At 27.6% G+C, this 13,184-nt stretch carries 12 protein-coding genes; 11 read left to right on the top strand and 1 reads right to left on the bottom strand.

All coding sequences use genetic code 4. The features are described 5' to 3' along the window. Positions 1-2: 2 nt before the first annotated feature. Together era and metK are read left to right on the top strand one after the other, a co-directional pair. Entirely contained in the window at positions 3-881 is an 879-nt protein-coding gene (gene era / locus FRW55_RS01725; protein WP_319000239.1) for a GTPase Era, read from the top strand. A 164-nt stretch (positions 882-1,045) separates the two neighbouring features. Next, positions 1,046-2,200 carry a methionine adenosyltransferase gene (gene metK / locus FRW55_RS01720; protein WP_146368467.1) on the top strand — a complete coding sequence of 385 codons (1,155 nt, stop codon included), beginning with the start codon at positions 1,046-1,048 and terminating at the stop codon, positions 2,198-2,200. Between the two features lie 29 nt (positions 2,201-2,229). Here the strand turns inward: metK and nrnA (FRW55_RS01715) are convergent, their stop codons facing one another. Further along, the gene (nrnA, locus tag FRW55_RS01715) at positions 2,230-3,195 is read right to left on the bottom strand and encodes a bifunctional oligoribonuclease/PAP phosphatase NrnA (protein ID WP_146368466.1); all 966 of its coding nucleotides are present in this window, start codon (positions 3,193-3,195) and stop codon (positions 2,230-2,232) included. Between the two features lie 283 nt (positions 3,196-3,478). On the opposite strand from nrnA (FRW55_RS01715), the gene FRW55_RS01710 reads away from it, so the two are divergent. The 9 genes from FRW55_RS01710 (at position 3,479) to FRW55_RS01670 (ending at position 13,180) form a co-directional block, all read left to right on the top strand. Beyond that, positions 3,479-3,850, top strand: a complete 372-nt coding sequence (locus FRW55_RS01710) for an IMPACT family protein (RefSeq protein WP_146368465.1) — start codon at positions 3,479-3,481, stop codon at positions 3,848-3,850. Position 3,851: 1 nt separating this feature from the next. Further along, a complete protein-coding gene (locus FRW55_RS01705; RefSeq protein WP_146368464.1) occupies positions 3,852-5,225 on the top strand; it encodes a M17 family metallopeptidase in 1,374 nt (457 codons plus the stop codon). A gap of 8 nt (positions 5,226-5,233) precedes the next feature. Further along, the gene (gene nrnA, locus FRW55_RS01700) at positions 5,234-6,205 is read left to right on the top strand and encodes a bifunctional oligoribonuclease/PAP phosphatase NrnA (protein ID WP_146368463.1); all 972 of its coding nucleotides are present in this window, start codon (positions 5,234-5,236) and stop codon (positions 6,203-6,205) included. A gap of 120 nt (positions 6,206-6,325) precedes the next feature. Beyond that, entirely contained in the window at positions 6,326-7,330 is a 1,005-nt protein-coding gene (locus tag FRW55_RS01695; RefSeq protein WP_146368462.1) for a hypothetical protein, read from the top strand. Further along, positions 7,323-8,072, top strand: coding sequence for an ABC transporter ATP-binding protein (locus tag FRW55_RS01690; RefSeq protein ID WP_146368461.1), 750 nt, complete (start codon positions 7,323-7,325; stop codon positions 8,070-8,072). The genes FRW55_RS01695 and FRW55_RS01690 overlap by 8 nt, the downstream gene beginning before the upstream one ends. A 98-nt stretch (positions 8,073-8,170) precedes the next feature. Next, positions 8,171-9,391, top strand: a complete 1,221-nt coding sequence (locus FRW55_RS01685) for a replication-associated recombination protein A (RefSeq protein ID WP_146368460.1) — start codon at positions 8,171-8,173, stop codon at positions 9,389-9,391. A 2-nt stretch (positions 9,392-9,393) separates the two neighbouring features. Next, on the top strand, positions 9,394-10,350 hold the full coding sequence (gene pheS / locus FRW55_RS01680; RefSeq protein WP_146308715.1) for a phenylalanine--tRNA ligase subunit alpha: 957 nt from the start codon (positions 9,394-9,396) through the stop codon (positions 10,348-10,350). Continuing rightward, entirely contained in the window at positions 10,340-10,999 is a 660-nt protein-coding gene (locus tag FRW55_RS01675; RefSeq protein ID WP_146368459.1) for a uracil-DNA glycosylase, read from the top strand. The genes pheS and FRW55_RS01675 overlap by 11 nt, the downstream gene beginning before the upstream one ends. 9 nt (positions 11,000-11,008) lie before the next feature. After that, the gene (locus FRW55_RS01670; RefSeq protein WP_146368458.1) at positions 11,009-13,180 is read left to right on the top strand and encodes a phenylalanine--tRNA ligase subunit beta; all 2,172 of its coding nucleotides are present in this window, start codon (positions 11,009-11,011) and stop codon (positions 13,178-13,180) included. Positions 13,181-13,184: the final 4 nt, after the last annotated feature.

Here is a 13,184-nt window from a genome sequence, read left to right as displayed (position 1 = left end):
CAATGAAAAAAGAAGTTTGTTTTGTTTCCATCGTTGGGCGCCCTAATGTTGGAAAAAGTTCGCTAATGAACAAAATACTTTCATATGAATTATCAATTGTTACTGACACCCCTCAAACTACCAGAGATCAAATTACTGGTGTTTTAACTGATGATGAAACTCAAATCGTTTTTGTTGATACTCCCGGTATTCATAAACCTGAAAATAAATTGGGTGAACATTTAAATAAAAATGCGTTTGACTCAATTCCTGAAGCAGATGTTATTTTATTTTTGAGCCCAGCTGATGAAAAAATCGGTAAAGGTGATTCGATAATTTTAGAAAATCTTAAAAATGTTAAAAATAAAGTTGCTGTAATTTCTAAAATTGACAAAATTAAAGGTCAACCTGAAAAATTGACTGAAAAAATCGAAGAGTTACAAAAGTACAATTTCTCCGAAATTATTAGCTGCTCAGTTAATGATCAAAGATCTATTAATGGAGTAATCGATGCAATTAAAAAATTCGCTTATGAAGATGTTGTTTATTATGATGACGATTTTATAACAGATAAAAGTATTCGTTTTATAGCTCAAGAAATTATTCGTGAAGCAGCTATCAACAATCTCTATGAAGAATTACCACATTCGATAGCAGTTGAAATAACTGAATTTAATGAATACACATCTCCTATTGAAATTGATGCAAATATTTATGTTAAAAAAGATTCTCAAAAAGGCATGGTTATAGGTGCTGGAGCTTCTAAGATTAAACAAATTGGAACAATAGCAAGAGAAAAAATAAAAAATCTTTTAGGTGAACCAGTTGTTTTAAGACTAAAAGTTAAAGTATCTAAAAAATGAGTAGATAATGAAAATGAATTAAAAAGATTTGGGTATTAGCGAATTTAAAACTATATTAATATATAATATAAATCCAATTAGCATATAGAGTATGGTAGCTTGACGGCTGTGACCATTGCCAACCTACGTGAAGCAAGGTGGATAGTTAGGGTAAAAACCAACATGCTTGAGTTAACTCCTGTGCTAATTAAAAGGGAGGATAAATGAAAAAACTTTTTACATCTGAATCCGTTGGAAAAGGTCATCCAGATAAAGTTTGTGACCAAATTTCTGACTCAATTCTTGATGAATACTTAAAATTAGACCCAAATTCAAGGGTGGCTATTGAAACAATGGCTAGTGGAAAAAATGTTATGATTGCTGGTGAAGTTGAATCACAAGCAAAAATTGATGTTGTCGAAATAGCAAAGAATGTATTAAAGAATTTAGGATATTATTCATATGACACTAATTTCTTTACAGATATTAAAAAACAAAGTCCTGACATTGCACAGGGAGTAGTTAAGAAAAATGATAATCTAGGAGCTGGAGATCAAGGTATAATGTTTGGTTTTGCTACAAACGAAACTAAAGATTATATGCCCCTAGCAATTACTTTAGCTCATAAATTAGTTCAAAAAGCCGATGAACTTAGAGTTAATGGTAAATTTAAATGAGCTAAATCTGACATGAAAAGTCAAGTAACTGTTGATTATACAGACTTTGAAAATGTAAAAATCGATACTGTTTTAATGTCTATTCAACATGCTGAAGACTATAATAAAGAAGAATTTAATACATTTATAATCGAAAACATCATTAATGTTGTATTAAATGAATATGGTTTTGATAAAGCTAATAGAATTTTAATTAATACAACAGGTAAATTTGTAATCGGTGGTCCGATTGGTGATACTGGTTTAACTGGAAGAAAGATTATTGTTGATACTTATGGTGGATATGCGCATCATGGTGGTGGAGCTTTCAGTGGTAAAGATGCCACTAAGGTAGATCGTTCAGCCGCCTATGCTGCAAGATGAATTTGTAAAAATCTTGTTGCGGCCGGTGTATGTTCAAAAATTGAAATTCAAATAGCTTATGCAATAGGTAAAGCTAGACCAATTTCAATAGCAATTAATACGTTTAAAACACATAAATATCCAATTAAATTTATTCAAAAGATGGTTGATGATTTATTTGATTTAACTCCAAGAGGAATAATTGAAAAACTTGATCTTAAAAAACCTATTTATGCTAAAACAGCTTGTTTTGGGCATTTCGGAAGAAATGAAGAATCATTTACATGAGAAAAATTAAATATGGTTGAAGAGATCGAAAAATACATTGAGTTGAATTACAACAAAAATCACAGAAAATAAAAATATAAGCCTTAAAGCTTATATTTTTATTATTTTTCAAATTCAACAATAGCTTGATTCAATTTGTCTAAAACTAAATCAACTTGATCTCATGAATCTAAAGTTATACCAGCAGCATTATCATGTCCACCACCATTAAATTCACGAGCTACAACATTAACAAGCGGTCCATTTGAACGCAATCTACCACGAACTTTTCCATCCTCTAACTGAATAAAGAATGCTCAACATCTGTTATCTTCAATGTTAGCTAATTCATTTACATAAATAGCTGCTTCTAAAGAATTCATGTTGAATTTATTCATAATTTCAGTTGTTATTTTGTAATATAATACTCTTCCTTTTTTCTCAAAACCACTTAAAATAGCACCAATAAATTGAATATCTTTTAATGAACGTTTACCCAATTCAGCATGAATTTTTTGTGGATGGAAATTTCCTTCTCTCATTAAAAATGCTACTAATTCATGTGTTCTTGCTGATGTATCAGGATATAAAAATCTTCCTGAGTCAGTATTAATTCCTAAATAAATATGTCCAGCAGCTTTATTAGTAACCTTAAAATTACCATCTTTAGCAATTTGAGCGATCATTTCAGCTGCAGCCACATAATGTTCATCTATTCAGTTATAATCATATTTGATATCAGCATCATTTGGATGGTGATCGATTCTTAATTTAGCAGTTGTTCTGTTTTCATATAAAAGTTCAGCACATTCAATTCTGTCACCGCTTGAAGCATCTACAACTACTGCTAAAGAGTTGTTGAAGTCAATTTTGTCAAAATCTGCAAACTCATATTCCATAAAGTCAAAAGTGTGCATACTATTTCCAACTGTATAAACTTTTTTTTCTGGAAAATTAGTTCTAATTAATTCAGCTAATCCAGCTTGGCTTCCCAAACAGTCACCATCAGGTCTAATGTGATGAAAAATTATAATTGAATCATATTTTTTAATTGCGTCAATCGCTACTTTAGAATTTCCTATAATCATTTTTATCTCCTATATTATTTTAATTTGTTGATTTAAGTTTAGAACAGGAATGCTCCAATACCATTTAAAGCCATACCAACAATACCTAGTATTCCTAATACAACTAAAACTATGACTGTTATCCCAATAATAACAAAAGTCAACTTAAGAATAAATTTTAGTACTAATACCACTAATAACAATATAAATAAAAAACCTAAAATTGATAATATCAAACTTCCTCCGTTAACTTAATTAATTATACTTTTAATTTAAAAATAATTGTAATATAATCATAATATAAATGAATGAAATTATTATTAAAAAGTCGACATTTTATTCTAAAGCATATAAAATTAAATCCAAAAAAGAGGCTTCTGAAATTGTTAAACAAATAAAATTAGAATATAAAAAAGCTAGACATGTCTGCAGTGCATATCTTTTTATTAATGAAAATAACGTTGAAGAAGCAGGGTATGATGACGATGGTGAACCAAAACACACAGCTGGACGTCCGATTTTAGATTTAATCAGACTAAAAAATGTAGAAAATGTATTGGTTGTTGTTATTCGTTATTTTGGTGGAATTAAACTCGGTGCTGGTGGTTTAATTAGAGCTTACCGACAAGCTTCACAATGTGCTATAGATGAATACTTAAACGAGAAGGAAAAATAAAATGAAAAAATTAAATTTTATAGATAAATTTAACTCAGAAAATTTATTAGTTAGTGCGGTTTTGGAACAAAATGCACCTAAATTTGTTAAAAAAGAAAATGGAAGTTTTCTTATTGATAAATCAACTAATAAAGCATATTTATATTTTGAAGAACAAAAATATAACTACTTTGAACTTAAAAAGCAAATTTCTAAAATTTTTGCTGTAGATTCAAATATTGATATTGATCTAAAAAGTTTTGTTAAAAATGACTTAAGCGAACAAAACTTAATTAGATTATTGATTTCAGATTTTAATTTTAATGAAGCAAAATTATTCAAAAGAAATAAAAAATCTGAAAAAGTTGAAGAAGAAAAAGAATTTAGCATTAATGTTGTTGTAGAAAACTTTAGTCAATACAAAGAATTGATAAATGACGTTACTGTTATCTCACAAGCGGTTAATGACTGTAGAAATCTTCAAATTATGCCTGAAAACTTCTTGAATTCTGAAGTTTTAGCAGAAAAAATTGCTGATGATTTTAAAAATATTGAAAATCTTAAAGTTAGAGTACTAACCAAAGCTCAAATTAGAGAATTAAATATGGGTTTACTACTTTCGGTAAATAAAGGAAGTACTCATGAACCTAGAGTTGTTGTTATTGAATACAAAAACAACCCTGAATCTAAAGAACACAATGTTTATGTAGGAAAAGGAATTACTTTTGATACCGGAGGAGTAAACACTAAAGGATATCACATGGGTGGTATGAAATTTGATATGTCTGGTTCAGTAATTGTTGCATATGCAGTTAAAGCCATGGCTCAATTAAAACTAAAAGTTAATGCTTCAGCGGTTATGATGATAACAGACAATAGATTAGCTAATGACGCTTCACTTCCTGAAAATATTTATGAATCAATGAGTGGAAAATGGGTTGAAGTTACAGACACAGATGCTGAAGGACGTTTAGTTCTTGCTGATGGTCTTTATTATGGTGCAAGCGAACTTAAAGCAACACAATTAGTTGATGTTGCAACATTAACAGGTTCACTTAGTTATGCACTTGGTTCAGTTTACACAGGAATTTGATCAACAGATGACAAAAAATGAGAATTATTCAATCAAGCAGCAAATGCTAGCTATGAAAAAGTTTGAAGAATGCCACTTCATGAAGACTTCCACAAATCAAATAAAGAATCAAAAGTTGCTGATTTAAACAACTACTCTTCAAGTTCAAAATCTGACTCAAATAGTGCAGCAATGTTCTTAAAAGAATTTACTAATGATGTTCCATATATTCACTGTGATGTTGCTTTCACAGCTGATATTAAGGGTGAACCTCAAGGTGTTTTAATTCCTACATTAGTAGAATTTGCAAAATTAAATAATTAGGAGAGATTATGTTAATAGGAAATGAAAAAATTGCTACAGAATTATTAGAAAAATATGACTCAATCGTTATTTTTCATCACATCAGACCTGATGGTGACTGTTTAGGAAGTCAATTTGGTCTTAAAGAACTTTTGCAAACTAATTATCCAAATAAGAAAATTTACGCAATTGGTGATACTAAGGGAAATTTTGCATTTCTTAATTTAGTGCATGATGAAATTCCTTCAGATGAAATACTTGCTAAATCACTTGGGGTTATAGTTGATGCAAATTTTAAAGAAAGAATTGAATGCAGAGAAGTTTTAGACAAAAATATTTTTGCGGAAACACTTAGAATTGATCATCACCCTAATGAAGATGATCTTGATAAAAATTCTAAATGAGTTGATTCTAGTTATATTGCCGCTGATGAGATGATTGCTCAATTAGCTTTTGTAAATAACTGAAAAATGACAAAAAGAGCTGCAAACTTATTATATTTAGGAATTAATACTGACTCAGGTAGATTCTTGTATGATAAAACTAGTGCAAGAACTTTTAGACTTGTTGCAATGTTATATGATAATGGACTTGAAAGTGATTTTATTCACTCGAATCTCTCAAAAACTTCATTAAATGAAATACAATTTAACTCTTGATTAGTTTCAACACTTAAAGTAAATGGACAAGTAGCTTATATCAAAAACTCTCTTGAAGAAACTTTATCATTTAACAAAACTCCTCAATCTTCAATTAGAGTTAATGCAATTGGAAATATTGAGGGTTATCCTATTTGAGTGCAATTCACGGAAGAAGAAGATCGCAAAATTAGAGTTGAACTTAGATCAAATGGACCACTTGTTAATGTCGTTGCTCGTAAGTGAAATGGTGGCGGACATGATCGCGCTTCAGGATGTATTTTAGAAAGTTTTGACCAAATTGATGCGCTTATTGCTGATTGTAATGCCGAAGTGCTTAGATATCAAAATGAAAATAAATAGAAATTACGTAAGTTCATCTTACGTTTTTATTTTTCATATTATTTCCACAATCTTAATTAAATTAAATGCTTAAAACTATAATTTATGAAATAGAAATTTTTAATAATATAAAATTTAGATATGAAAAATGAAATTAAAATTAGAAAGAAAATTCAACGTAAGATTTGACTTCAATTAAATCTAGGTTGATTAATAACTTTATCAGTTATTTTTGGTATATTGATACTTACAAGTATTATTGGTTCGATGATATCTTTTTCATATAAAGATTTTAATAAAAAAGAAAGTTTAGAAATACCATTTTTATACTATGTTGGAATTGCTATATCTAAATGGTTACAAAATGGACCAATACAAAGCCTAAGTACTGCTATAACAAGTAATGGATTGTTCTTTATATTACCTTTAGCATTATTTTTCGTTAATTTAGAATACAAAATAAGAAATACCTATATCAGAAAGACTTTGTTAATTACTACACATGAAAAAAATATTAAATTTATACCACTAATTTCATCTTTAATATTTTTATCTTATGCTATATTGACCTTTATCATCATAGATTTAATAGGTATAGCAGCAATAAGTGCAAATACAAAATATAGTTTAACCAGTGATTTTTTCAAAAATGAACTATTAGGACTAACTAAATTCTTGATGTACTATATTTTTATAACAGGAATTACGTATATAGTTGTAGATTTATTTAGATATAAAATGGATAAAAAATTTGTACAAAAAGCAACCAACACAATTTTGATACCTGTTTTACTATTTGAAATTTTATTACCTATTATTAGTTTATTCTTCCTTTCTGCTTTATTATCACATACTTATGTAGAAGCACCACTTGTTGGATATGTTGAAAAAACTATAATAAATTATGAATTTGCTACTGTATTAGCAGTCTTTGAATCTATATTCTATGTTTTAATCAATCCATTCAAAATTGATCTTGTAGCGTTTGCGGGACTAATTAGTGATGCAGCTGATAAGAATGGATTTAACTTTATTACACAAGAACAAGCTGATATTATCTTATGAGTTTTTAGAAGTATTTATACAGTTGGAATGTTAAGTTATTTAGGATATCGTTATTTCTGAAAGAGTGGAAAATATGAGTAAAACAATTATTGAAATTAAAGATTTACATAAGGAATTTAAAAGTTCATTAGTTAAAAAGGATAAAACAGAAGTTTTAAAAGGAATTAATTTAAATATCGAAGAACAACAAAGAATAGCATTAGTTGGTAAAAACGGTTCAGGTAAAACAACTTTAGCTAAAATTATTGCAGGTTATTCTGAACTAACTAGTGGTGAAATAATTTATAACTATGATTATCTTATCTCACCAAAAGAAAGTATTGCTCTTCAATTTCAAAATGAAATAGAATTAAAAAAACCAACTGTTAAAGATTTATATAAACTTTTAATTACTAATTTTAAAGAAATTTTGGATATGGAATTTATCAAAAAACTTTATGAAATTCTTCAAATAGAAAACTATCTAAAAATGAGATATGATCGGCTTAGTGGTGGGCAAAGAAAAAAAGTTGATTTATTCTTTGTTTTATATTCAAAACCTAAATTACTTATCCTTGATGAATTTACTGCAGGTCTTGACGCTGATACTAAAATTAAAGTTAGAGATATTATTGAAAGCTATATCAATAAATACAACGGAACAATGCTTTTGATAAGTCATGATTCAAACGAAATTAGAAAATTAACTAATGAGATTTACGTTTTAAAAGATGGTGTTATAAGTGATCATATTACTAATATTCAAGAAAAATTTGTTAATGACGATGATCTTGAACTATTTATTAGAGATATAACTGAAAGCATTAAAAATATTGAATTGTAGAATTAACATCTTCGGATGTTTTTTCTTTAGATTCAATAGTCATATGTTTTATTTAAATTTATCTATTTTAAATAAAATAATAAAATATTAAATGTAATATGTATAACCTAGCCAATGAATTACGTCCTAAGACTCTTGAAGAAATTATAGGACAAGAAAATGCAGTTCATTTACTTAAAGAAGTAGCTAAAAATAAGTTAGCTACTAGTTTTATTTTCTTTGGAGAAAGTGGGACAGGAAAAACTAGTTCTGCAGTTGCTTTAGCTAATGATATGGGTCTAAAATACAGTTACTTTAATTCAACAATCGAATCTAAAAATGATTTATTAAATAAAATAGAAACTAGTGATATTTTAATTATTGATGAAATTCATAGATTGAATAAGGATAAACAAGATATTCTGCTTTCTTATCTAGAGTTTGATAAAATCATTGTCTATGCAACCACAACCGAAAATCCTTATTTTAGGGTGAATCCAGCTTTAAGAAGTAGAATGCAAATAGTTCAATTCGAAAAAATAAATGAGGATACAATCGCTAAAGCACTCGAAAAAGTTGTTAAAACCCATTTCCCTGACTTAGAAATAGGTTATGAAGAATTGCTAGATTTAAGCCGCAGTGGAGCAGGAGATTATCGTAGTGCATTAAATAATTTGCAAATGTTAGCTATGATAAATGATAAAAAAACTAAAGTTGATAAAGAATTGATTAAAAAAGTTATCCCGAATATAAGTTTTTACAGTGACATGGAATCTAGTGCGCATTATAATAATTTAAGTGCCTTTCATAAATCTCTGAGGGGTAGTGACCCAGACGCAGCTTTATATTATGGAGCATTAATTCTTAAAAGTGGCGATTTCCAAGGACTTTTTAGAAGAATGCTTTGTGTAGCTTATGAAGATATAGGTTTAGCTAATCCAAATATAACTGTTAGAGTAAATTTAGCTTTTGAGGCTGTTGAAAAACTAGGTTTTCCTGAAGCTAATTTACCAATAGGTTTTGCCATAGTTGATCTATCATTAAGTCCTAAAAGTAATTCAACTTACAAATCTTTTAGTAACGCAAGAAATTTAATTGACCAAGGAAAAATATATCCTATTCCAAATTATCTTCGTGATTCACATTATAAATCAGCGTCAAAATTAGGTGAAGGAATTGGGTATAAATATCCACATGATTTTCCAAATAATCATGTAAAACAAAATTATTTACCAAAACAATTACTTAATACTAAAATTTTTGAATTCGGAACTAATTCAAACGAACAAAAGATTAAACAATACTGAGAACAAATTAAAAAATTTAATAGTCAGGAGTAATAATGCAATTAAAGTTAGAAGATATTAATACTTTAGAAGATTTAAAAGTTTACAAAAATAAAGTTTATTCTGAAGGCGGAGAAATTTTTGAACTTCAAAACCAAATAAAAACTTGTGAACCTTCAATGAAAAAAGAAATTGGAATGAAATTAAGCAAACTAAGAAATGAATATGAAGAATTTTTTAAATTAGCTGAAGAAAGAGTTAAAGAAATTTCAATTAGTAAAAAAATTCAAAGTGAATTTATTGATGTAACTAAACCAACTCATAAAGTAGGTTCTCTTCATCCAATCACTATTGTTGAAAATAGATTGAAAGAGTGATTTAATCAACATGGTTATTTCCAAAGCGAAGCTGGCGAAATAGTAAGTGATCTATATAACTTTGAAAGATTGAATATTCCTCAAGATCACCCAGCTAGAGCAATGCATGACTCACTTTATATTAATTCCACCACTTTACTTAGAACACATAATACTGGGATTACAGCAGTAGAATTAGAAAGATTCGCTAATAAAGAGTTTTCAACTTACGCTATAGGAAAAGTGTATAGAAATGATGAAGACGACGCAACTCATTCACACCAATTTACTCAAGTAGATTTTGTAAGTGTTGGAAAAGTTAGTTTCCCTAATTTAATTTGAACCTTAAAATCACTTTTAAGTTATGTTTTCGAAGAAGAACTTGAAATTAGATTAAGACCAAGTTATTTTCCATTCACTGAACCTTCAGTTGAAGTGGATATCTTCTACAAAAATAGATGAATCGAAGTTCTTGGAGCTGGTATGTTGCACCCCAATGTTTTAAGTGCTGCTGGTTATACTGATAAAAACTTAAATGGTTTTGCTGCTGGTGTTGGTATTGAAAGAATCACAATGATTAAATATGGTATATCAGACATAAGAGATTTATATAAAAATGATTTAAGAATTTTGGAGCAATTCAATAATGAAAGATAGTTGATTAAAAATTTTACAGTCTGAAGGTAAAAAAGAATATTTCCAAAAAATCATTACAAAACTTTCTGAAGCTGAAAAAATCTCTGAAATTTTTCCTGAGCAAACTAAAATGTTCCGTGCTTTTGAATTTTTTCAGGTTAATGAAACTAAAGTAGTGATTTTGGGTCAGGATCCTTATCCAACCAAAGGTTTTGCAGATGGTTTAGCTTTTAGTTCAATGAATCAAAAACAAAGACCAAAAACTTTACAAAACATTTTTATTGAACTGCAAAAGGATTATCCATCAGTTTCACTTAAATCAAATTCGTTAGAAAATTGAGCTAAGCAAGGTGTTTTGTTATTGAATACTCAGCTTACAGTTAGTCAATCTCAAGCTAATTCTCACAAAAGCTTTGGTTGAGAATTGTTTATAGTTGAAGTTTTAAAAGAAGTTGAAAAAGAAAATAAAAATGTCATTTATGTTGCTTTAGGTAACCAAGCATATGAAACCTACTTAAAGGCAAATATTAAAATTGAGAAAATAATTCGTTTATCTCACCCAAGTCCTCTTTCATACAACAAAAGTTTTAAGGATGGACATCTTTTTCTTAAAATAAACCAAAAATTAAAAGAATTAAATCAATCAGAAATTGATTTTAGCACTAAATAAAGGAGTAATATGTTAATATCGTTAAATAAGCTTAAAGAATTACTACCAGAGATTAATTTAGATACATCAATTACTAAAGTGATTAACAGTTTAGGGTTTGAAGTTGAAAGTATTGAAAAATTTGCAGATGTTGAAGGATTAAAATTCGGTATTATCAAGGATTTATACATCAATCCAAATGATAAACGTTTAACTGTTACAACTGTTGAACATAATCAAGGAACAAGCGTTATTCAAACAACAGATACAATTTTAAAAGTTGGAGATTTAGTTGTATTTTTCCCAATTGGTTCACGCAAAAATGACTTTATTTTTTCTGAAAGAGAGATTAAAGGTATTAAATCAGAAGGTATGTTTGCTGCTTTAAGTGAATTAAATTATAAACATGAACTAGTTGACAAAAATGGTGATCATGTTTTAGTTTTACCTAAAGATTTTGCATCATTAAATGATGATCCAATTAAAAAACTTGGTTTAGATGACTATATTATTGACGTTAGTACAACCGCAAATAGAAATGATGCCAATTCATATTTCACTTTAGCAAATGAAATAAGTGCTTACTATAATAAAGAATTTAATTTTAATTTTACAGAAGTAAAAAATTCATTTGAATCAAACTTAAAAGTACAAAAAAAACTAGCTAATGAACTAATGTTCTTTGAAGTAAATAATACAAATAAAATTGATACAGATTTACAGACAAAATTATTTTTAGCTAAACATGATATTGATGCTAATTTAGGTTTCTTTGTTAATTTAACTAATCTAACTCTTTTATATACTGGTGCTACTTGTCATGTTTATGATAGAGATAAAATTGGAAATGAAATTTCTTGTGATTTATTTACAGGTAAAACAAATATATTAGGAAATAAAGAAGTTGAGGTTAAAAACGCCTTAGCTATTTATGATGAAAACGGTGAAATTTCATTAGCATCTGTTATGGGACTTGAAAAATCAAAAGTTACTGATCAAACAGTTAATTTTGCTTTTGAAATTGGAGTGTTCAATCCTTCTCAAGTAAGACATAGCGCCAAAGAAATTAAAATGCAGTCAAATTCTTCAAATCAAGCTTCTAGAGTAATTAGCCCAGAAATTTCAGTAAGAGCATTAAACTTTTTAAGAACAAACTTAGCACAATTTAATATTTCAAATGTTGTAAATTGTCCAGAAAATTTAACTAAAAAAGAAATTAAAATAAACTATGAAAAACTAGCACTTTATGCTGGTGTGACTGTAAATGAAGTAAAATCAAAATTTAGCGAAACTTTAATTAAACTTTCTAAATTAGGTTTTGAATTTACAGAAGAAGTTGTTAAAGTTCCTAATTATCGTTATGATATTGAATTTTTTGAAGATATTATTGAAGAGATCTTTAGATTTTATTCATACAATAACTTTGAACCGGTTCAACCTAATATAAAACCATTATTAACTAAAACTAGAAATAATCTTAAAGAATTAATTCAATCAAACGGATATCAAGAAGTTAGAACTTTCTCATTAATTTCTAAAATTAAAAATCAATTGAATCCATTTAATTTTGAAAAATCTGTTTCATTACTTACCTTTGTATCAAAAGAAAGAGAACAAATTAGAAATAGTATTATCCCTTCACTTCAAGAAGTAGTTGAACATAATCAAAAAAGAAAAATTGAATTATTAAACATTTTTGAAATTGGTATGATCAATGACAATAAATTTGTTTGTGGTATTGCTTCAACAATTAAAAATTATTTTGAAATTAAACAGGATATATTAAATATATTCAAGTTCAATAATGTCGAATTCAAACCATTTAAAGACAATTCTATGATTCATCCAAATGTTTCAGCTAAAATTTATGTTGAAAACAAATTAGTTGGCTGATTTGGAAAAATTCACCCTAAATTTGATAATACTGATGCATTTTATGCAGAAATCTTACTTGAAAAAAATACACAAAAAGTTAAATTTAGTGACATAAATTATGATCCACTAAAAACAATTGATTTGACTTTCATTTTAAATAAAGATGAATATATTTCACAAAAAATTAATGAAATTAAAAATGTTACTAATGTTTTTGACATTGTTCAAATTGATGAATATCACAAAGAAAATACAAAAAATATTACTTTAAGAATTTATGGAACTGAACAAGAAATTGAATTAATTAATAATAAATATAATAAATAGGAGA

This window comes from Mycoplasma anserisalpingitidis (genome assembly GCF_007859615.1).
In the GTDB taxonomy this organism is placed as follows: domain Bacteria; phylum Bacillota_I; class Bacilli_A; order Mycoplasmatales; family Metamycoplasmataceae; genus Mycoplasmopsis; species Mycoplasmopsis anserisalpingitidis.
The sequence above is the reverse complement of the archived record's forward strand: the minus strand, read 5'-3'. Positions and strand labels throughout refer to the sequence as shown.